This is a genomic window from Arcobacter sp. ISO1 (assembly GCF_058105185.1).
This window is the reverse complement of the sequence record NZ_CM176573.1, coordinates 2740769-2767437: the sequence shown is the minus strand read 5'-3', so window position 1 is coordinate 2767437 and position 26669 is coordinate 2740769. Positions and strand designations below refer to the sequence as shown.

Below are 26669 nucleotides of genomic sequence, written 5' to 3'. Positions count from 1 at the left end.
GGTGAAATTAAAGTGATTAATATGAATATTTTATGTGATTTTTATGAAAAAATAATATATCGTGTAGAATCGTACTATTTAAAAAAAGAATTATTAGTTTTCTTAATGATTGTCTTATAATTTTAACTTAGATTTTTGTTATATTTATTCGACTAATTAGTTAACATTTTTTTAATGCTTCTAGTTCCCATTTACTTTTTGGTGCACTGTAGTTTTCAAAAGAGTTATAAATTTTTTCTATATCATCACTTACAATTATTGCATTTAAATGTTCTTGACTAATAAAACCATTATGAACACAATTTTCTAAAAAATCTAAGAATTTATTATAATATCCATTTACATTATACAAGGCACAAGGCTTTTTATGTAATCCAATTTGAATATAAGTGAAAATTTCACTAATCTCTTCAAAGGTTCCAAATCCACCAGGAAAAGCAATAAAAGCATCAGATAATTGCTCCATTTTCTCTTTTCTTTGTCTAATAGTATCAACCTTATAAAGCTTTGTTATTGAAGTATTTTCAATCTCTTTATAGGCTAAATCATGAGTTATTACTCCAATAACTTCCATATTTAAACTAATGGCAGTTTGTGATATTGTACCCATTAGACCAGCTTTACTACCACCATAAACTATTGTAGAATCAGTAGTTGAAAGAAATTCTATAGACTCTTTTGCTTTTATATTATAAATTTTGTTATTCCCAAAAGATGAACCACAATAAATAGCTATTTTCATTAATACTCATTTCCTTCAATTAAATTATAAGAAAAATATTCAATTTCAGAATCTTCCACTTTATATCTTATCTCTATAGGTCTACAACAAACTTCACAATCATCAATTATAAAAGATGAACCTTCCATCCCTAAGTCTAAAAGTACACTTATTCTTTGTCTACAGTATGGACACTCAATAAATTTCTCAAACATTTAGATTCTTAGTAGTCTTATAAGGTTTAAACATAATTAATAATCTTGGTAATAATAAAAGTGCTGATAAAAGAATTGTTGCCATAACAATTACAGTTAACAACCCAAAATATATAGTTGGAACTAGATTTGATAAAACTAAAATTGAAAAACCTATAATTACAACTAGTGAAGTATAAACCATCGCGTACCCAATTGACTCATGGGCTCTTTTCATCGAATTTACATAATTGTGGTCTTTTTTAAATTCTTCATGGAATCTATGAATATAGTGAATTGTGTCATCTACCCCAATTCCAATTGAAATAGCAGCAATTGTAATAGTCATAATATCTAAAGGTATTGAAAGCCAACCCATTATTCCAAAGATAATAGATATAGGCACAATGTTTGCTAAAATAGCAATAAATGCGATTAGTAATGACCTAAATAAGATAAAGAACATTATAAATAAAATAATAACGACAAAACCAATTGTTTTGATTTGAGAGTCAAAAAGAGATTGAAGCATATTATTATATAAAATCATAAGATTTGATAATCTGAACTCAACTGTACTGTTATCAATTATATTAGGTAATTCCTCATTTATTTTTTTAATCAATTCATCACGTCTTAAATTAGGATTTGAATCAATTATTCTTGTACTTATTCTTGCTTCATTATTCTCAATATTAATATAAGGATTTAAAATAATGTCCTTATATTCTTGAGGCAATTCTTTATATAATAAAGCTAAGGTGAAGCCATCTAAATCTTTACCTTCATTTAAGACTTTTCCAGTTTTTAAAAGTGTTGCTAAGGATGAAACTTTTCCAATTTGAGGATTTTTCTCTAGATAATTATGAACTCTTGTAATGACATCCATTTTATCTTGAGTAAACCAATATTTTTCATCATTTGCTGATTGGGCAAATTCTGCTTCAAAATCATCAAAGCCATCATCAGCTGCTGCAGTTTCTTTTTTTTGTTTTTCTTTTTTATTTGCATCAAATTTGATAATTACATCTAAAGGTGTAGTTCCACCTAATTTATTATCAATAACTTCCATACCTTTATATATTTCTGTAGTTTTTTTAAAATAATTAATAAAACTATTTTCAACTTTTAATTTCATAGCACCTGTAATTGAAAATGCTAAAACTAAAATAGAGGCAATTATAATACTTAAACCATGTTTCTCAACTATATTTGAAGTAAAATTCATATAAGTTGATTTATTATTACCTTTGTCTTCTACTTTTATTTTATTCATTAATATTAATAAAGAAGGGAAGACAAGAAAAGATATTAATAATGAGATGGCAATACCTGTACTCATCATCCAACCTAGGTTTTTTACAGGTTCAATACCAGATAAAACAAGTGATCCAAAACCTGCTATTGTTGTAATGATTGCAAAAAATGATGGGTTGAATTTTGACAAAATAGTATTTATAACTAATTTATATTGATTAGAGTTTTTATATTTAAAACTAAGCTCTCTATATCTTACAATTAGGTGTAGAACTATCGAGATAGTAATAATCAATTGTAAGGCAATAAAATTTGATGATATAACTGTAACTTCCCAACCAAATAGACCTAAAGTTCCTGTTGTTGAAATTACAGATAATGTACATATTACTAAAGGTAGTAAAACCCAAATAAATTGTCTAAAGATTACCCATAGAATAATTGTTAATAAAAATACTAATGTAGAGCCATAAATATATAAATCATTTTTGACAAAGCCGATGATATCATCAGCTATCATCCCTACACCACCTAAAAATAGTTTATCATCATTGTTGTATTTTTTTAAAATAGTTCTAATTTTCTCAATATTTAGGTGGTTTTGTTCCCTTTGTAAATCTCTATATTTTTTAAACTCAGTACTAACTTTTTCTAATTGATTTATATCTTCTTTAGATGCAGTATTTTCTCTTTTTTTTACAAGAAGTGTATTTCTTTTTTCTATGAATTCAAAGTATTTAGTATCAATTTCAAGATTTAGAACAATTGCAGTTGTAGTGAAATCAGAGCTTACAAGTGAATCTTTATAAAGTTCAGATTCTAAAAACTCTTTTTTTACTAATTCTTTATCAAAGTCACTATTTTCAATTGTTCTTACTCCGTCTACAAGTTTTCTTAATTCTTGAACAGGAGATTGTAATAATGGAGCATTTAAAATTGATGTGATGTTATCTACACTTTCAACTTTTTTTAAGTCTTTAGTTAGACTTTTTAAAGTTTCAATACTTTCATTAGATAATAAATCATTTTTAGGTTTATACGTTACAATTAAGTAATCAGGGGTGTAATATCTTTTTGCAACTTCTCTAGAAAATTTTAAATCTTTATCATCATCAAGAAGAAGCGTTTCTGATGAAGCATCTATTTGAAGTTTTGTAGAATAAAAGCCTAAGAAACAAACACCAATTAAAACTAAGATTAAAACTTTTAATGGGTGTTTGAGAATATAAGAATCATAAAACTTTTTTATCATTTATTTGAATTATTTTTATCTTTTAAATAACTTAGTAATTCATCAAATGTTTTATCTTTTAAGAAGCCAGAAAATTGCTTTCTATATGTTTGAATTATACTAACACCTAATAAATCAACATCGTAAATAAGCCAGTTATCTTTATTTTTTTCATAAAATTTATAGTTTATTTGATATTTTTCTTCTTTTCCAACTAATTGAGTTTTCAAAATAATTCTATTTGCTTTAGGTTGTTCTTTATCTAAAATCTCTACTAGTTCATCAGTATATAAATCTAGTTTTTCTACATATGAATTTTTTAGTTTTTCAGTAAATGCTTTAACAAAGTCTTCTTTTTTATCTTGTGATATTAGATTCCATTGTTTACCTAATGATAATCTTGACATTAATTCATAATCAAATATTGGATTCATTAAATTAATAATCTCTTCAGATTTTTTTTCTTTTGACATATTTGAATCTTTTAATATCATTAAAACTTTATCAATAGCATTTCCCATTTGAGCGTCAATATTATCTTTTTTAAAGTTAGCGTATGAAAAATTTAAAACTAAAAGTAATGAAAATAAAATTTTGTACATCTATTATTCCTTAATTTGGTTTTCTCTATTTTGATTGTAAACATCTCTTAAAAATGGGTATAAATCTATTGCATCTTTTTTTATATTTTGATATTGTCCTAACATCAATGATGTACTATTTATAACATCTACACTCTTAATTGCAAAGCTTTGCCCAAAGTTTTCTGGGATTTTGTATTTTAAATCTCCTGAACTATCAAGTGGACTAACATATCCATCAGCAGCTAATCCAACAATGTCTCTAACATTTGATGGACCGTAAACAGGAAGTACTATATGAACTCCACTTCCAAAACCATAATATGCTAAAGTTTGACCAAAATCTTCATCTCTTTTGTTTAAATTATAATCTTTTGCTATATCCATAAATCCTAATACACCTACAGTAGAATTTATTAAAAATCTTCCTGTTTCTTCTGCTGCATAATCAAATTTGAATTGTAAAATATTATTTATAAATCGTATAGGAAATGTGATATTTTCAAAAAAGTTTGAGATTCCAACTCTTGCAGTTTCAGGAACTACATTTGCGTAAGCTCTTGCTGTTGGGTCTAATACATTAATATATAATTTATCGTTAAAAGTTGTGATTACTCTGTTATAAGATTCAAAAGGATCATAAATCTCTTTTTCTTCTTTAAATTCAGAAAGGAAATCTTCTTTGTCATTTGAAGTATTTTGTTCTTGAACTTTTACAAATTTATCTTTACTAAAATAAACGTAAGTAACTCTTTGGTCTTTAGGTACTGCTTCAAACTTCAAGTCAGGAGTAACTTTATAATGGTTTGTTACACTACATGCGTTGAATGTAACAATTATAAATAAGAAAATAATAAAACTCTTCATTTGTTTCTGGCCTTGCGTATGTGTTATTGTGTGCGAATAAAGATAATAACTAAAAAAAATAAAAAAATAGCTTAAAATTTTTATGTGAATTTTAATAATAATTTATTGATTTATTCTACTTTTAATTACAATCTTGTTATAATCCCGAAATTTTAGAAATTATTGGAGATTTTTAATGGGTAGAGCCTTTGAATATAGAAAAGCAGCTAAGATGAAAAGATGGGGAGCAATGTCAAGAGTATTCCCTAAACTTGCAAAAGCGATTGAAATTGCAGCAAAAGCAGGTGGTGGTGATCCAGAGATGAACTCAGCACTTAGAACTGCTATATTAAATGCAAAATCTGAAAATATGCCAAAGACAAATATTGATGCAGCTATTAAAAGAGCTACAGGGAAAGATGCAACAAACTATACTGATGTGAATTTTGAAGGCAAAGGCCCTCATGGTGTTTTAGTTTTTGTGGAAACTGCAACTGATAATAACACAAGAACTGTTGCTAATGTAAAAATGCATTTTAACAAAAATGGTGGGCAATTAGTACCAACTGGTTCTTTAGAATTTTTCTTTGATAGAAAAGCAATTTTTGAATTTAATAAAATTGAAGATATGGATTTAGAAGAGCTGGAGTTAGAATTAATTGATGCAGGTCTTGAAGAGATTGAAGAGGAAGATGGAGTTGTTTTAGTAACAGCTGAATATACTGATTTTGGGACATTAAATAAAGCATTTGAAGATATGGGTATTGAACTTACTAAAGCTGAGTTAAAAAGAATCCCAAATAATCCACAAGAGTTTACAGAAGAACAACAAGAAGAGATTGGAAAACTTTTAGAAAAGCTTGAAGATGATGATGATGTTCAAGCTGTTTATACTAATATAGTATAAAAAAGATAGAGTTTTCTCTATCTTTTAATTTATTTTTTCCCCTAAAATATTCTTATTTAATTTTATCTGTTTTTTTTCTATTGGTTTTTTATTCTTTTCAATTTTAGCAATTGCATTTTTTATGTTATTTATTCTCGTTTTTGAACTTGGATGTGTTGATAAAAATTCTATATTTTCTTTCTTACCTTTACTCATATTTTGCCAAAAATTTAAAGCTTCATGAACATTGTATCCTGCTTCATGCATAAGATAAATTCCTATTTCATCTGCTTCATTCTCTTGCATTCTTCCATAAGGCAATAAAACCCCATATTGTGCACCCAAACCATAAGCAATATTAAAAGATTGTGATAGATGAGGAGCTTTTGAACCAATAATTATATTTCCTACTAATTGTGCTCCTTGTGCAACCATTCCTGTACTCATTCTTTCTGCTCCATGTCTTGCTAAAGCATGGGCAATCTCATGGGACATTACAGTTGCTAATTGATCGTCATTTTTTGCAACTTCTAATATTCCAGTATACACAACAACTTTCCCCCCAGGTAAACAAAATGCATTTTTTGCATCATTTTTAACTAAGTTAAATTCCCATTTATAATCACTTCTGTTAATTACATTAGCAATTCTTTCTCCTATTCTTTTAACTCTTTTTGAATCTTTAGTATTAGTAATTACTTCTGATTTTTTTAACGCTTCTTTATAAGATTGTTCACCTAAAGCCAATTCTTGAGATTGTGATAATAAAATCATTTGACTTCTTTTAGTATAAGGTGTTTTACTTGTACATCCTGTAATAAATATTAGTATCGTAATTAGTGTAAATAAACTTCTTTTCATTTCTATCCTTTATCTATTTTAAAATCTGTCATTTCTCCAATTATATCACCAAAAAAGACTACATCTTTTAAAATAGCAATACTGCAAAAACCTTCATTATTCAATGATAAAAAAAGCTCACCTTTTTTACTTCCAAATATTTTTTGATTTATATAAACAATAAGTTTTTTTTCTTTCTCTTTTTTCATTGTTTTATTTAACTTGTAAGTTTTATCTTTTGAAGGGATTAATAAATCAATTTTTCCATCTTTTTTATTAGCTCCAATAGCACTAAAGGTATAATTTTTGTCATAACCAAATTCTATTAGTTCATTTAAATTAAAAAATAGTGATAATAGATCATTTTTTGTAAAGAACTTAAGTTCATCTGTATATTCAGTATAAAAAGGTTTTTCTTGAAATTTTAGTTCATTATTAACACTCTTTTTAATACCTTTATTTGTTGTTTTAACTACAATTTTTTTATTTTTATAATCAAAGGTATATTCTTTTATTCTTGATTTATAATTGTTTCTTTTAATTTTTATAAATTTTTTTGGGATAAATTTATTATCAATAAAACTGCCTGTACTTTTATAAATCTCAGTTCTATTGTTTGTTAATACTTTTGCCATACCTACAGTTTTAGCTTCAATTTTAATCTCATATTCACTTTCATTGTAAGTTAATTTAGCATTTGCAATACCTAAATCTAAAAATGATCCATAAGTTATTAAGTAATTTGCTTCAATTGTTTTAGCAAAAAGCATAGTATTAGTAAATATAAATAATAAAGTAATCAATCTTTTCATAATAAATTATATCATATGCTTTGTAGAAAAAATGTGAATTATCTTTTTTTTATCACATATATGCCTTCAAAATCTAAACAAAGTTTTCCATCTTCAATAATTTCTCCTTTGATTCTTAAAGAAGAACTATTCTTTTCTCTTAGTTTCTTTTCAAAAAGCTTTATTTGTTCCTTTGAGGGTAAATAGGTTTTACATACAAAATCTTTTGTTATAGGTGATTTATATGATGTATCACTTTTTATTATTGCAATCATACTATTTTCTAAACTCAATTTAGAAGCTTCTAAATAACATACACACCATGCAGAAATTGTGGCAATTGTACTTAAACTTCCAGCAAAACCTGTACCTTTGTCATTGATATTTGGTTTTAAAGGAGCTTTAGTAATTAAACTTTCATCATTTAATTCTTCAAGAGTAAATTGCATATATTTTGTCATAGGTATTTCATTATGAAGTTTTTCTTCAAGTTTTTTTAGCATCTTAATCTCCTCATTGATTTATTATACAAAAATATATTTAGTAAGATATGTACAATCTAGAATTTCATTGTACTAAAATTGTACAATGATTTTTTTAAAATCATAATAAAAAATTTAAACTTAAAAACAAAGATTAGATTTTGATTTTAATTAATAGCAATTGTATGTACTTATAGTAATGATAAGTAGAAATTGTATTACTTTTAGTAACTTTTATTTTAATTGTAAAAAAATGTATCCTTATTTACAAAAATTGTACATTCAAGCAAATGAACATTATGCTATACTAGTGCTACAAAATTACTAGGAGAAATCTATATGAGTTTATTAGCTACTTATAAAGCACATACACAAGAGAGATTAAATGAAGGTGGATTACCACCACTAGCTTTAACAGCAGAAGAGACTGCACAGCTAGTTGAATTATTAAAAGCAGATACTGTTGAAGAAGCAGATTATTGTTTAGAATTATTCAAAAATAAAATTAATCCAGGTGTTGATGATGCAGCATATGTAAAAGCTGCATTTTTAAATGATATTGTACAAGGAAATGTAACATGTTCAGTAATTTCAAAAACTGAAGCTGTTGAGATTCTTGGAACTATGATGGGTGGATTTAATGTTACTCCATTAATCGAAGCTCTAAAAGTTGAAGAGGTTGCAGAAATTGCAGCGACACAATTAAAAAACACTATCTTAGTATACGATGCATTCAATGATGTAAAAGATTTAATGGATGCTGGAAATGCAAAAGCAAAAGAAGTAATTGAATCATGGGCAAACGCTGAGTGGTTCACAAATAAACCAGCTTTAGAAGAAGAAATTAAATTAACTGTTTACAAAATTCCTGGTGAAACAAATACAGATGATTTATCTCCTGCAACTGTTGCCTTCACAAGACCAGATATTCCATTACACGCAACTGCAATGCTACAATCTAGAATGGAAAATCCACTAGATACGATGGAAGAATTAAGAGCAAAAGGTAATCCATTAGCATACGTTGGGGATGTTGTTGGTACAGGTTCTTCTAGAAAATCAGGTATTAATTCAGTTCAATGGCACATGGGTAGAGATATTCCAGGTGTTCCAAATAAAAGAACTGGTGGTGTTGTAATTGGTTCTATTATTGCTCCAATTTTCTTTAATACTGCAGAAGATTCAGGATGTTTACCAATTGAAGCTCCAGTTGATGCTTTAGAAACTGGTGATGTTATTACTGTAAAACCTTATGCAGGACAAATCCTTAAGAATGGTGAAGTTGTATCTGAATTTAAATTAGCTCCAAATACTATGACTGATGAGATGAGAGCAGGGGGAAGAATTCCTTTAATTATTGGTAAAGGTTTAACTGCTAAAGCTAGAGAATTAATAGGATTAGGGGCATCTGATATGTTCTTAACTCCAGAGCAACCAGAAGATTCTGGAAAAGGTTTCTCTCAAGCACAAAAAATGGTAGGTAGAGCTTGTGGTATGGAAGGTGTAAGACCTGGTATGTATGTTGAGCCAATCGCTACAACTGTTGGATCTCAAGATACAACTGGACCTATGACAAGAGATGAAATTAAAGAGCTTGCAGCATTATCATTTGGTGCTGATATGGTTATGCAATCATTCTGTCACACAGCTGCTTATCCAAAACCAGCAGATATTAAATTAAGACACACTTTACCAGATTTTATTAATTCAAGAGGTGGTGTTACACTTAAGCCAGGTGATGGTGTTATTCACTCATGGTTAAATAGATTATGTTTACCAGATACTGTTGGTACTGGTGGAGATTCACATACTAGATTCCCAATTGGAATCTCATTCCCTGCTGGTTCTGGTCTTATTGCCTTTGCTGGTGTTACAGGTATGATGCCTTTAACTATGCCAGAATCTGTTTTAGTTAAATTCAAAGGTGAAATGCAACCAGGAATTACTTTAAGAGACTTAGTAAATGCTATTCCATACCAAGCAATTCAAGATGGTTTATTAACTGTTGAGAAAAAAGGTAAGAAAAATGTATTCGCTGGAACAATTATTGAGATTGCAGGACTTCCTGATCTTAAAGTTGAGCAAGCATTCGAATTATCAGATTCAGCAGCTGAAAGATCAGCAGCAGCTTGTTCTGTTCAATTAGATAAAGAACCAATCATTGAGTACTTATCTTCAAACATCGCTTTAATTGAAAAAATGATTGAAGAAGGTTACGAAGATGCTAGAACTTTACAAAGAAGAGCTGACAAAATGAAAGAATGGTTAGCTAATCCAGAGTTATTAACTCCAGATGCTGATGCAGTATATAAAGAAGTAATTGAAATTGATTTAAATACAATTACTGAACCAATTTTAGCTTGTCCAAACGATCCAGATGATGTTGATACTTTAACAAACATCTTAGCTGATGATAAAAGAATCAAACAAATTGACGAAGTATTCGTTGGTTCTTGTATGACTAATATCGGATTATTTAGAGCACTTGGTGAAGTTCTTAAAGGTGAGGGTGAAGTTCCTACTAAATTATGGGTTGCACCACCAACAAAAATGGATGAAGCTCAATTAACTGAAGAAGGATACTACGCAACATTTGCAGCAGCTGGTGCAAGACTTGAAATCCCTGGTTGTTCTTTATGTATGGGTAACCAAGCTTCTGTTTCAGAAGGAGCAGCAGTATTCTCAACTTCAACTAGAAACTTTGATAATAGACTTGGAAAAGGTTCTCAAGTTTACTTAGGTTCTGCAGAAGTAGCAGCAGTAACAGCACTTTTAGGTAGACTTCCAACTAAAGAAGAGTACATGGAAATTGTACCTAAGAAAATTACAGCTGAAAACAAAGATGGTGTTTATAAATACTTAAATTTCCACCAAGTTTCAACTGACCACCTAACTACATTAGTTACTTCAAGATAATAAAAAAACTCAAGCTTTATGCTTGAGTTTCATGAATATTCATTTACTATTTATCTTTTTAATAATATAATTTAAAAGTTTAGTAAGTTCCCTCCAAAGGATTAATTGTGTCTGCAAAAGAAGAAAAAAAGAATAATATTATAGAAAACTCTTTGAAACTTTTTTCAAAAAATGGTTTTTATAATACAACAATCCCAGATATTGCAAAAGCTATGAAAATGAGTGTTGGTAATATGTACAACTACTTCAAGTCAAAAGAAGAGTTAGCTAAATATGCCATTAAATACTCAACTAATGTGATAGCAATAGAGTTAAGAGAGATAAATCAAATGGATATCTCTTCAAAAGATAAAATCTTTGAGTTTACAAGGAAATATCTTGAAAATGTAAAAAAATCTCCAGAAGTTATAGAATATTTTTTAAGAGTTTATTTATCAAATAGAGAAGTTTTTGGTGATGGATGTGAAGGTTTTCTTTGTGTTAGTGATTTTGTTACTGAAGTTATGATTTTACTTGATGAAGGTGCTTCAAAGAAGGAGTTTAGACAACAAGATTTCTTCCCTGCATTTGGTATGATCATGGGAGCATTAGGTGGCTTTGCTTTTCTTACTGGAGAGAAAGTTCTAGATAAAGATATTATGGATTATGCAGATGAAGTTGCAGAAAATATCTATAGAGCTTTAAAGTATGAAGACTAATAAAAAACCAAAAGTTCTATGGTTTCAAGCAGTAACTTGCAATGGAAATACCCATTCACTTTTAAGTGCTAACGAAAATAGGTTAGCACTTTTTTTCAAATCTTTTGATTTGATTTATCATCCCTCTTTAAGTGTTGATGTATCATTAAAAGAAATTGTTAATTCAAATGAGAAGATTGATTTTTTATTAGTTGAGGGTGCAATAAGTAAAGATGAAAGATTTTTTACTATTTCAGATTCAAGTACCTATGATTTATTTAACAAACTGATAAAGAAAAGTAAATATGTAATTGCAGTTGGCTCATGCGCTTCTTACGGTGGTTTGCATCAGAAGTTTGAAGAAAATAAAACAATAAAAGGTCTTCAAGACTCACTTGAAACTGAAAATTTATATATCTTAAAACACCCAATTGTAAATCTTACAGGTTGTCCTGTTCATCCTGAATGGATATTTCAAACATTATTTTCATTAACTCAATATGGAAAAATTGCTTTAGATGAACTAGGTCGTCCAAAAGAGTTATATTATGGTTTAGCTCACCATGGGTGTACTAGAAATGAATACTTTGAATGGAAAGTTGAAGGTTCATTTGGGGCTAAAGAAGGATGTTTATTCTACGAGCAGGGGTGTCGAGGCCCTATGACACACTCAAATTGTAATAAAGTGCTATGGAATGATGTTAGCACAAAAACAAGAGCAGGAATGCCTTGTATTGGTTGTACAGAATTTGATTTTCCACGGGATAATATGTTTGAAACTAAAAAAAACATTGGTATACCAGATGAAGTACCACTTGGAATAAATAAAAGAGCTTATCTATCAATAACTGGTATTGCAAAAACTTTCAAGATTGAAAGACTTCATAAAAAGTTAATTGACTAATTTAATCTTTTTGTTTTTTGAACTTAAATAAATTTTAGTCCATTTATAGTTACTCAAATTTTTTATATCAGATAAAATATCTATCTCTTTATTATTTAAATCAATTGTCTCTAAAGTATGTAAAACTAAAATATCATCCCTTTTTGTTAAGGGTAAAATCTCTTTATTTATACTATCTAAAATAAATAGATCAGAATATGAATTTTCTTGATAACCTAAAACCAAATGATATTCATTATTATGAAGATTATGTATCACTGAAAGTTTTGATTCCTCAACACCTAATTCAAGTAAAGTAAAATATTTGGCAATAACAAAGTCTTCGCAATCTCCTGCACCTTTAATCATAAACTCTTTTCTAGTTGCCCAGTAATCTTTCTTTTTGTAAATAGTCTCATCACTTACATATGGATAAGTATTATAAAAATCATTAACCTCATTTAATTTTATAAAGTCATCATCTACGTTTTTTAATGATTTTTTTAATAGCATCAAATCATTTATTCTATCAAAGATGATATTTTTTTGTGATGAGTGAGATATTTTAATAAAATCTTCATCTGTAATTTTTAAATCTTCTAATGTTGAAGAAAAGAGTAAAGTTGTAGTCAATAATGTAATTAGTATTAAGTTTTTCATTGGTGAATTATAATCAATTTATGATAAAATCACAACTTGTGAAAGGGAAATATGAAAACAGTTGACTTAGTAGAAAGAATTGAAGGGGAAGCAAAACTTGTTTGCTCTTGGGATGATGGTATTATTTCAGATGCAAAAATTAAGTTTTTAAATTTTAGGGGCTTTGAATTTATCTTAGAAGGAAAATCGGCACTTGATGCCCTTGTTTATACACCTAGAATTTGCGGTATTTGTGGTCAAGCACATTTAAAAGCAACTGTTGACGCTCTCGAAAATGCTTATGAAAACATAGGTGAAAAATTAACTGTAACAAATAAAGCAAAACTATTAAGAGAAATTGGTTTAAATATTGAAATGATTGATTCACATATCAAATGGTTTTATTTGTTCATTATGCCAGATATGACAAAACTCTCTAAAAAAGAATACTCAAACTATGAACCATTTACAGGTAAGAAATGGTTAAAAGGAACCTCAATAGCTAGCGAGATTATAAAATCCCTTGCAATTATTGGAGGACAATGGCCACATACTTCTTATATGATACCAGGAGGGGTTATGAGTGATCCTACACTTTTAGATTTAGTTACTATGGAAAATTATCTTGATAATGCTATTAGGTTTTTTGAAGAGGATTTTGCAGGAGTTTCGCTTGATGAATATTTATCTTTTAATAGTGAATCAGATTTAGAAAAGATTGGCTTAGATTTAAAAGATTTTATTGATATTAGCTTTGAAAATGATTTTCATAATATTGGAAAAGCATATAATAGATTTATTGCCCTAACAAATTCTCCTTCTTTTAAAGCAGGTAAAAAAAATAAAAGATTAAACACTAATTTAGATTTTAAAAATATTAGTGAAGATAGTAAATATACATTTAATGTTGATTTAAATGAAGAGTCAAATGAAGCCTATGGCTGGGCAAAAAATGTTAAATATGCAAACAATTTTTATGAGACTGGACCACTTGCGCGAGCTGTAATAAATGAGAGAAAATTTATCTCTAAGTTAAATAAAAAATTCGAGGATTCTGTTTTAACAAGGGTACTAGCTAGAATGGATGAGTTTGCATACTTAATACAAGAAACAAAAGAACTAATAAAAGAGATTGATATCTCTGAACAAAGTTTTATTAAACCTAAATTCACATTCAATATGGTTGATGAAGCAATAGGTGTATCCTCTGTTGAAGCAACTAGAGGCTCTTTATATCATGAAGTAAAAATTAAATATGGAAAAATAGATTCATATAATGTAATTACTCCAACAGTATGGAATTTAGGTCCTGGAGATAAAGATAACTATTCAATTGCCCAAAAGGCAATTATAGGAAATGATTCTATTGAAAAGGCAAAAATTATATTAAGAAGTTTTGATGTATGTTCTGTGTGTACAACTCATTAATTAAAATATGTGTTAATAAGTAACACTTTAAATATAAAATAAAACTTAAAAAGTAATTATTTAAGTTATCAAAAATAATAGACAAAATTTGTCTTATTTTGTCTAACCCCCAACAAAAACGACACTTTTATGTCACTATTACCTTTTTCTGGCAAATTTATGAATATTCATTCAATTTTTTTAGTTAAAAAAATTAAGTTTCAGCTAAGTCTAAACGCGTTAATTTACCTTTAATTAAATGAATGTTCATTTAAATAAGACTTTGGACTAAGGAGCAGTATATGGTTGATTCTCATGATATGGTAAAAAAAGTTTTTACCACAAATTCCTCAAGAATTGATACAAATAAAGGTGATGCATACTATAACAACTTGTTTGAACAGGCAAAGACAAGGTTAAGTGCATTAAAAAAACAACCTCCACTTAAAAATGTTGATATTCTTGACGTTGTAGAAAGTGAAGGTGTAGATAGAAGAGATTTCATGAAGTGGGCAAGTGCAACAACAGCAACACTAATGTTACCTCCTATGTTTACTCCACTTGTTGCAGAAGCTACTGAGCTTATGAATAGAGTTCCTGTTATTTGGATTGAACTACAAGATTGTGCAGGAAATTCTGAAGCAATTTTAAGATCTGCAACTCCAACTGTTGATGATTTAATTTTTGATGTTTTATCTTTAGAATATCATCATACACTTCAAGCAGCATCTGGCCATCAAGCGGAAGCGCAACTTGAAGATGCAGTTCACCATTTTAAAGGTAAATATCTACTTTTTGTTGAAGGTGCTATTCCAACAGCAATGAATGGTGGTTATGGAACAATTGGACCTGCCGGTGAAACTTATATTGAAAATTTAAAAAGATTGTCAAATGATGCAGCCGCAGTTGTAGCAGTTGGAACATGTGCAACATTTGGTGGAATTCCAGCAGCTGCACCAAACCCTACAGGTGCTGTTGGAGTTATGGATATTGTAAAAGGTAAACCAATTGTAAATATTCCTGCATGTCCAGCTAATCCAGCAAATATGGTTGGTGTTGTTTTACATTATGTTTTAACAGGTCAGATTCCTGAGTTAGATTCATTACTTAGACCAAAATTTGCATTTGGATATAGAATCCATGATAACTGTGAAAGAAGAGCACACTTTGATGCCGGTGAATTTGTTGAAGAGTGGGGAGATGTTGGAGCGCAAAATAACTTCTGTCTATATAAAATGGGATGTAAAGGTCCTATGACATTTAACAACTGTTCAATTATCAGATATAACGAAGGTGCAAACTGGCCTATTGGAGTTGGTCGTGGATGTATTGGGTGTTCAGAACCTGATTTCTGGGATAAATATGCTTATGAAAGACCAATGGCTGGAGCTAATATTAAAGCACCAACTGGCGGTGTAGAAAAAACTGTAGATGAATTTGGTCTTGGATTATTAACGGCAACGGCAATAGGTATTGGTGTGCATGCAGTTACAAGTGCAGCAGTAGGAAAAAAATCAGAACATAGTGAAGATGGAGAATAAGAATGAGTAAACATGTAGTAATTGACCCAATAACAAGAATTGAGGGACATTTAAGAATTGAAGCAGTGATTGATGAAAATAATGTAATCACTGAAGCTTTTAGTTCTTCAACTATGTTTAGGGGTATAGAAACAATCTTACAAGGTAGAGATCCTAGAGACTGTGGTCTTTTAGCTATGAGAATCTGTGGTGTTTGTACAGGTACTCACTATCAAAGATCAATTGAAGCTGTTGAGCATGCATTTGATGTTACAATTCCAAAAAATGCTAGGCTAGTTAGAAATCTAATGCAAGGTGCTTTATATTTACATGACCATGTTGTTCATTTTTATCACTTACATGCTTTAGACTTTGTTGATATTACAAAAGCTTTAGAAGCAGATCCAAAAGCGGCTGTTGCAGAAGCTCAAAAGTGGGCAAAACTTTCAGGTCATAGATCTTGGAAAGCAAGTGAAGATACTTTTATTGAAGTTCAAGAAAGAGTTACTAAATATGTAAAGCAAGGAAGACTTGGTATCTTTGGAAACGCTTATTGGGGAAGTAAAGCTTATAAATTAACTCCAGAGCAAAACTTAATTGGTTTATACCACTATTTAGAAGCACTTGAACTACAAAGAAAAATTGCAAAAGCACAAGCGATTTTTGGTGGTAAAAACCCACATCCTCAATCAATAGTTGTTGGTGGTGTAACATGTGTTCAAGATCTAAAAAATCCAGCAAGAATTGCTGAGTTCAAAGATATTATTCAATTGGCACAAAAATTTATTAAAGAAGCTTACCTTCCAGATATTTATATGGCTGGTACTATGTATGCTGATGAAGCATTAGCTGGAATTGGTGGAGGTTTAGGAAACTTCATGTCTTATGGTGATTTTAGATTAGATGATTTACCATTTTATAAATCTTCTAAATTATTCCCAAGTGGTATAGTTATGAACAAAGATTTATCAAAAGTTTATGAATTAGATCAAACTAAAATTACAGAAGATGTAACACATGCTTGGTATGAAGGTACTACAAATCTACACCCATATGATGGTGTTACTCATCCAAACTATACAGGTTTTGCTAAAAAAGAAAATAATATTGCTTATTTAGATACTGAAGGTAAATATTCTTGGATTAAATCTCCATTATATGATGATGAAAGAATGGAAGTAGGTCCATTAGCAAGAATGGTTGTTGGAGTTGCAAAAGGTCATGAACTTATTACTAAGTATGTTACAACATTCCTAAAAAATGGTAATTTACCAACAAAAGTTTTATTTTCAACAATTGGTAGAACAGCTGCAAGGGCAATTGAATCTGAAATGATGGCTGATGAAATGATAGGTTGGTGTGATGAGCTTGCAGTAAATGTTGCTTCTGGTGATCTATCTACATGGACAGAGTTTGATTTTGATAAAGTTTCAAAAGATACTCAAGGTTATGGTATGGCAGAAGCTCCAAGGGGTAGTTTAGGTCACTGGGTAAAAATCAAAGATGGAAAAGTTGAAAACTATCAAGCTGTTGTACCATCTACTTGGAATGCAGCACCAAAAGATTATAAAGGGAGACTTGGAGCATATGAAGCATCTTTAGTTGGTACACCAGTTGTTAATCCAGATGAACCATTAGAGATTATTAGAACAGTGCATAGTTTTGACCCTTGTATTGCTTGTGCTGTTCATATTGTTGATACAAATGGTAAAGAATTAGCAGTTTATAAAGTAGATCCAATAGGAGGAAGCTGTGCCTAAAATGAAACGGGTTATGAGAATGACTCCAATGATGCGAACTATTCACTGGGTGAATGCGATTTGCATGGTTGTTGCAGTCATAACCGGTCTTTACATAGGATATCCATACTATCAAACATTAATTGCAGACCCTGCAGTTGATAAATATGTGATGGCATGGAATAGGTGGGGGCATTTCATTGCAGCAATTATTTTTGATGTTTCTGCAATTTTAATTGGTTATTTATATCTATTTTCAAGATTTGAAAAACCATATAAAAAGATTTTGCCAACTAAGAAAAACTTTATTGAGTTTTGTGAAGTATTCTTTAACCTAATTACTTTTAATAGAAGAAAAAAGTTTGATTCAACATATAGTGATTCTTATAACATTATGTTTTTCACACTTTTTCATATTTTATTAGTATTTATGTTATTAACTGGACTTCAATTATATGTTCATGGTTTAGCCTCTGGACATAGTTCTATTGGAGATTGGTGGCCATGGTTGCTACATTTAATGACAGATTGGACATTATATGTATTTGGTGGGAATATGGGTGTTAGAATAGCGCATCATACAGCAATGTATTTGATTTTAATGTGGGTGATGTCTCATATATATTATCAAATTTGGAGAACAATCTTCTGGAGAGAAGGAGATATTAATATTGTATTTGGTGGTTATAAATTTGCAAATAAATCATCAAAAGGTGAAGATAAGTAGTAAGTCTATTTAAAATTGACACAATAGGCTGTAGTTTTAGCTACAGCCTATTTTTTTTCTTATAATATAAGAATATGAGAATTTAAAGCTAGGAAAATTGATGAAAAATATTGTAATTGGTGTTGGAAACGTACTATTTAAAGATGAAGGTGTAGGTATTTTTGCATCTAAATATTTAGAGGAAAACTATAATTTTGAAGGTGATTTAGAAATTATAGAGGGTGGGACTTTAGGTTTTAAACTTATGACATATTTCCAAGAATATGATAATGTAATCATTTTAGATACAGTTTCAATTGAAGATAAACCAGGTGAGATTTTTAGATTACCATCTGATGTATTACTTGGACTTGGACAATATAGAAAAACAGCCCACGAAGTTGAGATTGTTGAGATGCTTGAAATAGTATCTGTTTTAGATAGTCATGCAGAAGTGACTATTTTAGGAATAATTCCTGAAGATATAGTAAGTGTAGAAATAGGACTTACTAAAAAAATTGAAGATAGATTTGAAGAGTTTATTTTACAAACTATAAAAGAACTTGAAAGTATAAGTGTAAAAGCAGTTAAAAAAGATAATAAAAGTGTAAAAGATATAGGACTTCAATTAATTGGAAGTTATAATGGGGAGCATTTAAATAGAATCCCAAATGAGGAAGATACAACATGGAGTTAATTTATAAGATAAATTTCAATAGTACAAATTTTTATTTCAAAAATATAATCGACAGTTTAATAAAAGAATCACAAGTTTTAGCACAAACAAAAATGTATAAAGGTTTTGTCCTTATTATTTGTGATGATACACAAGAAAATATAGAAGGTTTTTTCAAAACTTTAGAACAAAAACTTCCTTTATCAATCTTTTTAGAAAGTGCAGAAGTTATTGAATCTTTTAATTATAATGATTATGAAGAATTGGAAGATAAAGGCGTAAAAGTAAATCTTTCTTTACTAACTAATGACGAGATTAAAAATATTATAACTGAAAATAATATAGATTTTACGAATGACATTAACAAAATAAAAGATGGTGGAATATCAAGGTTTGAGACACATAATGGTTTAAAAGATATTTTTTTACCTTCTGTTGAAAATAGAGAGTTTTTTGAAAAAAAAGGTAGAGAGGTTAAGCTTTTAATTACAGATATAAATTCACTTACAAACTTAGTTGAAATATCACAAAAAGATTTGCAACTTCTATGTTCTATTGAAAGACCTTTAGTTAAGTTAAAGTTTAAACTTTTACAAAATTCTAAGGGTGAATATTCAAGTACTAGATTTATACATGCAAAGATTCCAGATGATAAAGAAACACTTCTTTTTGCCGATGCATTAAAAAAGCAGGGGATTAATTGTGTTTTATATATAAATGATGATGTTTATCAAGATGGTCTAAAGGTGAGTTATAATGAGAAACAAAATATTATAAGCCATGGGGAAAAAGGGATTTTTCCAAAATATGATTATCAATTAAATAGACAAGTTAATTCATCAGCAGATTTTTTTGAAGAGTATGGCTCAGTATTTAAAGCATCAATTGCACAATTAAATAAAAGAGTAGTACCAGTTATTGGAATTTATTTTTCATATGAAAGTGATGAGTCATCAATTAAAATAAATGTTCCAACAGTTGGAGAGAAAGATGTAATTCTTATTCCAAATGTAGTAAATAATGTAAAAAATTGTTTAGAAGATATTGCCTCAATAGATGAGCATTGTGAGAGATTAATTTCTAATTACAAAGAAAAATTCCCAAAATATTTTGAAAAAGAGTTTATAAATAAGGATGTAGATGGTTTTGAGTCAATCTTAAATTTATTAGCTTATATGTTAGGAATGAAAAATAGAAAACAGTTTGAAGATACAGCTTTAATGTTTGGTGGAAAAAGTGGTCTACAAGTTGATATGAAGATTATGCAAATTGATGGGAAAAATTACTTAGACTACAGAAGAGTTATCCAAAGTATAATGAGTTACAAAATGGCAGATGTAGATGAAACTATGCTTGCATATTCATTTTATGAATCTTTAGTAGATTTCATGGAGGAAAATATATCAAAAATATCTGAAGAGATTAAGGCAAAAGATTTAATCCTTTGTGGTAACATGTTCTCTAACTCAATACTACTATCTAAATTAGATAAAAAACTAAGTAATATCAATATTCTTATCCCTAAAGAATATCCAATAGACTTATAATAAAAATATAATTAAAAACAAACTTAACACAATAGAGAATTATTAGTTAAACTAATAATTCTCTCTTCTTTAAAATCCATATAATAAATCATAATTATGTAAATTTTATGTAAAAAAAATGTATCAGGTATTTGTCCCCTTGGGCATTTGTGACATTAATATGACATTTGAAAAAAACAAAAGAATTATAATTTCAAATAAATTTAATAAAAAGATTATAATTTTAGTTAAAGTTAAGTTTAAGTCATGTAAGATTTGTTAAGTTAAACAAAAATGAATGTTCATTTGTTGATAGAATTTGTAAGTTTATTTTAAACTTACTTAAATGATGCTTTTATTGTGAATGAATGTTTATTAATTGAAAGGAAAAAAGAGTGAAAGATTTAGGTTTATTTCAACAGCTCTCTCAAAGATTAGAGAAACTTGAAAAATTACCAAGAATGGATGAGTCAAAATCTATTCCTAAGGTATTAGAAGAAAAAGGTATCTCAAGAAGAGATTTTATGAAGTGGGCAACTGCCGTTACTGCAATGTTAGCATTACCTGGTAATTTTACGCCACTTGTTGCAAAAGCTGCTGAGTTAAGTGATAGATTACCTGTTATATGGTTACATATGGCAGAGTGTACTGGATGTTCTGAATCATTATTAAGAACAGATGCTCCAACTATTGATTCATTAATTTTTGATTTTATTTCATTACAATATCATGAAACATTAATGGCAAGTGCAGGATGGCAAGCTGAAGATAATTTAGAACATGCAATCGAAAAATATAAAGGTAACTATATTTTAATGGTTGAAGGTGGAATTCCACAAGGTCAAAATGATTTTTATTTAACAATTGGTGGAAAAGGTCATACAGGTGAGCATTCTGCAAAACATGCATCAGAACATGCAAAAGCTATTTTTGCAATTGGTACATGTTCTTCATTTGGTGGTGTTCAAGCCGCAATTCCAAATCCAACAGGAGCAGTTGCTCTTTCAAAAATCACTGATAAACCAGTAATTAATGTTCCAGGATGTCCTCCAAGTGAGAAAAATATTGTTGGTACATTATTACACTATATTTTATTTGGTACACTTCCAGCTTTAGATGCATATAATAGACCAAAATGGGCTTATGGACTTAGAATTCACGATTTATGTGAAAGAAGAGGTAGATTTGATGCTGGTGAATTTGTAGAAGAATTTGGTGATGAAGGTGCTAAGAAAGGTTATTGTTTATATAAGGTAGGTTGTAAAGGTCCTTATACTTTTAATAACTGTGGTAAAAATAGATTTAACCAACATACTTCTTGGCCAATTCAAGCAGGTCACGGATGTATTGGATGTTCAGAACCAGACTTCTGGGATACAATGGGACCATTTGAAGAACCAGTTGCAGATAGATTATATAACACAGTATTTGGTGGCCTTGGAGCAGATGCAACAGCCGATAAGGTTGGAACTGGATTATTAGCTGTGACTGGTGTAGGTATTGCAGCACATGCAGCATTATCAACATTTAGAAAACCAAGAACAGAAGAAGAGGAAAAGTAAGATGGCAAATAAAAGAGTAATAGTAGACCCAATTACAAGAATCGAAGGACACTTAAGAATTGAGGTTGAAGTTGATGAAAATAATGTAATTCAAAATGCTTTTTCTTCAGCAACTTTATGGAGAGGACTTGAAACTATTGTAAAAAATAGAGATCCAAGAGATGCAGGTTTTCTAATGGGAAGAATTTGTGGTGTTTGTACATACTCTCACTATAGAGCTGGAATTGAAGCTGTTGAAGATGCATTAGGGATTCAAATTCCATTAAATGCACAGTTAACAAGATCTTTAATGAATCAAGCATTATTTATCCATGATCACCCAGTACACTTTTATCATTTACATGGACTTGATTGGTGTGATGTTGTTTCAGCACTTGATGCAGATCCTGCATTAGCTGCAAAAGAAGCTTTTAAATATAGTAAATATCCTGTTGCCGCAGGAGAAGGTGATTTATTAAAAGTAAAAGATAAATTAAAAGCCTTTGTTGATAAAGGTGATTTAGGACCATTTGCAAATGCATACTGGGGACATAGCACTTTTAAATTTACACCTGAGCAAAATTTAATTGTAGCTTCTCACTATCTTAAAGCTTTAGAGATTCAAAGAACTGCTGCTCAATTAATGGCAATTTTTGGTGGGAAACAACCACATCCTCAAAGTTTAACTGTTGGTGGTGTAACTTGTATTATGGACTTATTAGACCCAAGTAGAATGGGTGAGTTCTTAGTTAAGTTTAAAGAGGTAGCAAACTTTGTAGAAAATGCTTATTATGCAGACATTAAAATGGCAGGTGGGGCATATTTAACTGAGGCATCTGTAACTTCTGAAGCTGGTGTTATGAACTTTATGGCACACAATACAATGCAATTAAATCAAACAGAACATTTATTTGATGCAGGTATTATATTAAATGGTGACCTTACAAAAGTTTATGAGATTGATGAGAGTTTGATCACAGAAGAAGCTACTCATGCATGGTATGAAGATGATGAACCTTTACACCCATATGATGGTAGAACAAATCCAAAATATACAGGATTACAAGATAGAATGACAGTTGGACCTGATGGTGAAGATATTGCTTCAAAAGCAGTTGATGAAAAAGGAAAATATTCTTGGATTAAATCACCTAGATATGATGGTAAAGCAATGGAAGTTGGACCTTTATCATCAATGTTAGTTTCATATGCAAAAGGTAACCCAAAAATCAAAAAAATTGTTAATGATTTCTTAGGAGAAACAGGATTACCAGCAGCAGCATTATTTACAACTTTAGGTAGAACAGCTGCTAGATGTTTACAAACTAAAGCAATTATTGACCATGGATTAGAAACATTTAATACATTAATTGAGAACTTAAAAGTAGATCAAGAAACTTGTGCTCCATATAAAATTGATAAAAACAAAGAGTATAAAGGAAGATTTGTTGGTGATGTTCCAAGGGGAATGTTATCTCACTGGGTTAGAATTAAAAATGGTGTAATTGAAAATTACCAAGCTGTTGTTCCTTCAACATGGAATGCAGGTCCTGAAGATTCAAAAGGTATTAAAGGTCCTTATGAAGCTAATTTAATTGGGATGAAAGTGCAAAATCTTTCTCAACCACTAGAGATTATTAGAGTTATTCATAGTATGGATCCATGTATTGCTTGTGCTGTTCATGTAATGGATGTAAAAGGGAACGATTTAGGTGTTTACAAAGTAGACCCTATGTATGGAACTAGCTGCTAGGAGCAAATTATGATAAAAAAACATTATGAATTTTCGTATTGGTTAAGAATTACTCACTGGGTGAGAGCTCTTGCAATAATAATTTTAACAGCAACGGGTTTTTATATAGCATATCCATTTGTATCACCTGCTCACTCTGGGGGTGAGCCTGTGTTATTCTTAAATGCTTTATCTAGATCTTGGCATGTTATTTTTGGATTTATGTTAATTGCTGTTACAATTGGAAAATTTTATTTATTTATTTTTGATAAACAAAGTAAACCTGAAAGAGACTCTTTTTGGGATTTTATCAATCCTAAAATTTGGATTCAGCAAATTGGATATTATTTGTTAATCACAAAACATCCACACGGAAAAGGTGTTTATAACCCACTTCAGTTTATGGCTTATGTTGGGGTGTATATAGCGATTGTTATGATCTCACTAACAGGACTAATTCTTTATGTTCATGTATATCATGAAGGTATGGGAGGTTTTTTGTATGACTTTATGAGATCATTAGAAGTAATGATGGGCGGTTTAGCATTTGTAAGAGAATTACACCACATTTTTATGTGGATTTTTATAATCTTCTTACCAATTCACGTTTATCTTGCAGTATTCAACTCAGTACATGGAAAACAAGGGGCAATGGACTCTATTTTCTCTGGTTACAGATGGGTAAAAGAAGATTAAAAGTAATAATATGAATATATTAATTTTAGGAATAGGAAATATCCTATTCCAGGATGAAGGAATTGGAGCTCATTTTATTCATTATCTTGATGAAAAATATGAATACAGTTCTGATGAACATACTATTAATATTGTTGATGGTGGAACATTAGCCCACAGGCTAATTCCACTTATCATCAAATATGATAAAGTTTTTGTTGTTGATTGTATAGATGCATTAGATTCAAAACCTGGTGATATTTATTTTTTTGATTATTTAAAAGCTCCTGCAGAGATTGATTGGCAAGGTAGTGCCCATGAACTTGAGATGCTTCAAACTTTAAATATGATTAAAATGAATGGAGACTTACCAAGTACAAATGTTCTTGGAATTATTCCTAAAAGAGTTGCCGATGATACTACCTTTGAATTAAGTGAAGAGATTATAAAAGCTATTCCTACAATGGAAAATACAATTATCAATGCAATAACAGATATAGGCGTAAATGTTTCAGTTAAAAATGAAGATTTATCAATTATTGAAATAGCTAACAGCTCATATAAAAGAGAGATTATAAATGGTCCTACAATATAAATTTAAGTATACATCCAATAACAATAACTTAATAACTATTTTAGATAATATTTTAGCAGAAAAAGCAACTATTTATAATCTTCATAAAAAGGGTGATTTTCTTTTTTTACATGTAGATGATGATGAAGAAAAACTATTAAAAATCTCAGATGAAATATCAACTGAGCTTCCAATGTCAATGTTTTTGGAAGATTATACATTAGAAGTTGTACCACAGTTTCCAATTGTCAACTATCAATATACTCCTGATAGTCTCAGAAAGTCTTACTGTTCAAATTGTTTAACCAAAGTAGAAAATAATGAGTCTAAATTTTTCTACAATCCCTTTGTAAATTGTGAAATCTGTGGTACAACTTGTGATGTAGAAAAAATAGAGATAAATTCAAAAGATGAAGATTTTATATACTCAAACTATAAAGAATTTTTTGAGAAACTTGCATTAGCAATATCTTTAAATAAAAAAGTAAAAATTAATAACCATGTGTTTACAAAGCTAGAAAAACTTGAAAAAGAAAATGAAAAAATACTTTGTACAAATCTTGATAAGTTACCAAATATAGTAGTTGGTTCAAAACAAAAAATTGCTCTTTTATTGAGTTTAGAAAAGCCAACAATTTGTTTTAATGTAAATAGTATATATAAAACAAATAATAATTGTATGGTCAATAAAGTTGATATCAAAGCACCTTGGAATATATTTTATCATCTATTAGCAAAAGAGCTTTTAGCTTTAAATATAAATTTTGTAAAGTTTGAAACTAATGAAGATTTTGATTTAGAAATTAATTTTAGTGATATTGAAAATAATACAAAAATATCTATAACAGAAACTAAAATACACTTTTTAGAAAATAGTTTTTATGATAAAGCTTTAGATGAGTTATATAATAAATTTGATGAAAAAGCAAAATCACAATTTATGGTTTTACTAAGTGAAAATAAGTTATTTGAAAAATCTATAATAAATATCTATGCCTCATCTAAATATGATACAGCAATATCTTTATATTCTCCAAAAATCGATGGTGTAATTGATATATTATCTTTTAAGATGCCTAAAAGTGTTAATGAGATTTTTGAAGGTATTAAAAAAGAAAAAAATGGTGAAAGATTACTAGAAAATTTTAAAAATAAGTTTGAAGAAGAGTATGATAATGCTTTAAATGCAGATATCTCTTTTATTAAAGATTGTTCTTTAACTTCATTATTAAAAATACCCGGGACTATTTTAGGAATAGATAATATTTATGAAGAAGCTGCAAGTGCTTTACTTCAAAAAGGGCCTAGATTAGACTTTAAAATTGTAGATAGAAAAAAACTGTTTAATAAAGAGTTTGATTTTATTAAACTTGTAAAAAGTGGAATTAGTTTTAAACTTGCAGGGGTAGATGATAAAACTTTAGCTTTGGGATATGTTGAAAGTTTTATTTATTTCTTATCTGATTTAATTGATGATGTTAATGAAAACTTTCCTATTGATGGTATATCTTTAAGTGGTGATTTAATTGCAGATGAATTTTTCAATAAAATCTTAAAACTAGCGTTAACAACAAACTTTAAATTATATTATAATAAGGATTTTCCAATACAATTATAAAAAACTAATTT

Annotated in this window: 24 protein-coding genes; 15 read left to right on the top strand and 9 right to left on the bottom strand. The window is 29.1% G+C overall.

Going from position 1 to position 26669, the window contains the following annotated elements; genetic code table 11:
- Positions 1-160: 160 nt before the first annotated feature.
- Genes AC2TY9_RS13680 through AC2TY9_RS13660 form a run of 5 tightly spaced genes read right to left on the bottom strand, consistent with a single transcriptional unit; the run spans position 161 to position 4851 of the window.
- Complete coding sequence (locus tag AC2TY9_RS13680) at positions 161-742, bottom strand: LOG family protein (RefSeq protein WP_489778076.1); 582 nt, start codon at positions 740-742, stop codon at positions 161-163.
- Complete coding sequence (locus AC2TY9_RS13675; protein WP_489778075.1) at positions 742-936, bottom strand: zinc ribbon domain-containing protein; 195 nt, start codon at positions 934-936, stop codon at positions 742-744. Before AC2TY9_RS13675 ends, AC2TY9_RS13680 begins: the two co-directional genes overlap by 1 nt.
- Positions 929-3424: an efflux RND transporter permease subunit gene (locus AC2TY9_RS13670; protein WP_489778074.1), complete on the bottom strand. Its 2496-nt coding sequence runs from the start codon at positions 3422-3424 to the stop codon at positions 929-931. Before AC2TY9_RS13670 ends, AC2TY9_RS13675 begins: the two co-directional genes overlap by 8 nt.
- Positions 3421-4005, bottom strand: coding sequence for an MlaC/ttg2D family ABC transporter substrate-binding protein (locus AC2TY9_RS13665; RefSeq protein WP_489778073.1), 585 nt, complete (start codon positions 4003-4005; stop codon positions 3421-3423). Before AC2TY9_RS13665 ends, AC2TY9_RS13670 begins: the two co-directional genes overlap by 4 nt.
- Positions 4006-4008: 3 nt before the next feature.
- Positions 4009-4851, bottom strand: coding sequence for an MlaA family lipoprotein (locus AC2TY9_RS13660; protein WP_489778072.1), 843 nt, complete (start codon positions 4849-4851; stop codon positions 4009-4011).
- Positions 4852-5026: 175 nt separating this feature from the next.
- Between AC2TY9_RS13660 and AC2TY9_RS13655 the strand changes: the two genes are divergently transcribed.
- A complete protein-coding gene (locus AC2TY9_RS13655; protein WP_489778071.1) occupies positions 5027-5737 on the top strand; it encodes a YebC/PmpR family DNA-binding transcriptional regulator in 711 nt (236 codons plus the stop codon).
- Positions 5738-5761: 24 nt separating this feature from the next.
- On the opposite strand, the gene AC2TY9_RS13650 is transcribed toward AC2TY9_RS13655, so the two are convergent.
- From AC2TY9_RS13650 to AC2TY9_RS13640, 3 genes are read right to left on the bottom strand one after another with little or no spacing between them, the layout of a single operon-like run.
- Positions 5762-6577, bottom strand: a complete 816-nt coding sequence (locus AC2TY9_RS13650; protein ID WP_489778070.1) for a M48 family metallopeptidase — start codon at positions 6575-6577, stop codon at positions 5762-5764.
- Positions 6578-6579: 2 nt separating this feature from the next.
- A complete protein-coding gene (locus AC2TY9_RS13645; RefSeq protein ID WP_489778069.1) occupies positions 6580-7368 on the bottom strand; it encodes a DUF3108 domain-containing protein in 789 nt (262 codons plus the stop codon).
- A gap of 38 nt (positions 7369-7406) precedes the next feature.
- Positions 7407-7850 carry a YiiD C-terminal domain-containing protein gene (locus tag AC2TY9_RS13640; protein WP_489778068.1) on the bottom strand — a complete coding sequence of 148 codons (444 nt, stop codon included), beginning with the start codon at positions 7848-7850 and terminating at the stop codon, positions 7407-7409.
- 318 nt (positions 7851-8168) lie between these two features.
- Here AC2TY9_RS13640 and AC2TY9_RS13635 point away from each other — a divergent pair, with 318 nt between their 5' ends.
- The 3 genes from AC2TY9_RS13635 (at position 8169) to AC2TY9_RS13625 (ending at position 12326) form a co-directional block, all read left to right on the top strand.
- Positions 8169-10745 carry a bifunctional aconitate hydratase 2/2-methylisocitrate dehydratase gene (locus AC2TY9_RS13635; RefSeq protein ID WP_489778067.1) on the top strand — a complete coding sequence of 859 codons (2577 nt, stop codon included), beginning with the start codon at positions 8169-8171 and terminating at the stop codon, positions 10743-10745.
- A gap of 107 nt (positions 10746-10852) precedes the next feature.
- Entirely contained in the window at positions 10853-11443 is a 591-nt protein-coding gene (locus tag AC2TY9_RS13630; RefSeq protein ID WP_489778066.1) for a TetR/AcrR family transcriptional regulator, read from the top strand.
- Entirely contained in the window at positions 11433-12326 is an 894-nt protein-coding gene (locus AC2TY9_RS13625; protein ID WP_489778065.1) for an NADH-quinone oxidoreductase subunit B family protein, read from the top strand. Before AC2TY9_RS13630 ends, AC2TY9_RS13625 begins: the two co-directional genes overlap by 11 nt.
- On the opposite strand, the gene AC2TY9_RS13620 is transcribed toward AC2TY9_RS13625, so the two are convergent.
- Positions 12315-12965, bottom strand: coding sequence for a transglutaminase-like cysteine peptidase (locus AC2TY9_RS13620; protein ID WP_489778064.1), 651 nt, complete (start codon positions 12963-12965; stop codon positions 12315-12317). The two genes, AC2TY9_RS13625 and AC2TY9_RS13620, sit on opposite strands and share 12 nt — an antisense overlap.
- Positions 12966-13016: 51 nt before the next feature.
- On the opposite strand from AC2TY9_RS13620, the gene AC2TY9_RS13615 reads away from it, so the two are divergent.
- The 11 genes from AC2TY9_RS13615 (at position 13017) to AC2TY9_RS13565 (ending at position 26658) form a co-directional block, all read left to right on the top strand.
- Positions 13017-14372 (top strand): nickel-dependent hydrogenase large subunit, encoded by a 1356-nt coding sequence (locus AC2TY9_RS13615; protein ID WP_489778063.1) that lies wholly within the window; start codon positions 13017-13019, stop codon positions 14370-14372.
- 281 nt (positions 14373-14653) lie between these two features.
- On the top strand, positions 14654-15892 hold the full coding sequence (locus AC2TY9_RS13610; RefSeq protein WP_489778062.1) for a hydrogenase small subunit: 1239 nt from the start codon (positions 14654-14656) through the stop codon (positions 15890-15892).
- A 2-nt stretch (positions 15893-15894) separates the two neighbouring features.
- The gene (locus AC2TY9_RS13605; RefSeq protein ID WP_489778061.1) at positions 15895-17631 is read left to right on the top strand and encodes a nickel-dependent hydrogenase large subunit; all 1737 of its coding nucleotides are present in this window, start codon (positions 15895-15897) and stop codon (positions 17629-17631) included.
- A 1-nt stretch (position 17632) separates the two neighbouring features.
- The gene (locus tag AC2TY9_RS13600) at positions 17633-18337 is read left to right on the top strand and encodes a cytochrome b/b6 domain-containing protein (RefSeq protein WP_489778060.1); all 705 of its coding nucleotides are present in this window, start codon (positions 17633-17635) and stop codon (positions 18335-18337) included.
- 100 nt (positions 18338-18437) lie between these two features.
- Positions 18438-19013, top strand: coding sequence for a HyaD/HybD family hydrogenase maturation endopeptidase (locus AC2TY9_RS13595; RefSeq protein ID WP_489778059.1), 576 nt, complete (start codon positions 18438-18440; stop codon positions 19011-19013).
- Positions 19004-20539, top strand: coding sequence for a Kae1-like domain-containing protein (locus AC2TY9_RS13590; protein ID WP_489778058.1), 1536 nt, complete (start codon positions 19004-19006; stop codon positions 20537-20539). The genes AC2TY9_RS13595 and AC2TY9_RS13590 overlap by 10 nt, the downstream gene beginning before the upstream one ends.
- Before the next feature lie 440 nt (positions 20540-20979).
- Entirely contained in the window at positions 20980-22080 is a 1101-nt protein-coding gene (locus AC2TY9_RS13585; protein WP_489780434.1) for a hydrogenase small subunit, read from the top strand.
- Position 22081: 1 nt separating this feature from the next.
- Positions 22082-23812, top strand: a complete 1731-nt coding sequence (locus AC2TY9_RS13580; RefSeq protein ID WP_489778057.1) for a nickel-dependent hydrogenase large subunit — start codon at positions 22082-22084, stop codon at positions 23810-23812.
- A 9-nt stretch (positions 23813-23821) separates the two neighbouring features.
- The gene (gene cybH / locus AC2TY9_RS13575) at positions 23822-24487 is read left to right on the top strand and encodes a Ni/Fe-hydrogenase, b-type cytochrome subunit (RefSeq protein ID WP_489778056.1); all 666 of its coding nucleotides are present in this window, start codon (positions 23822-23824) and stop codon (positions 24485-24487) included.
- A gap of 10 nt (positions 24488-24497) precedes the next feature.
- Entirely contained in the window at positions 24498-25061 is a 564-nt protein-coding gene (locus AC2TY9_RS13570) for a HyaD/HybD family hydrogenase maturation endopeptidase (protein ID WP_489778055.1), read from the top strand.
- Positions 25045-26658, top strand: coding sequence for a hypothetical protein (locus AC2TY9_RS13565; RefSeq protein WP_489778054.1), 1614 nt, complete (start codon positions 25045-25047; stop codon positions 26656-26658). Before AC2TY9_RS13570 ends, AC2TY9_RS13565 begins: the two co-directional genes overlap by 17 nt.
- The last annotated feature ends 11 nt before the right edge of the window (positions 26659-26669 follow it).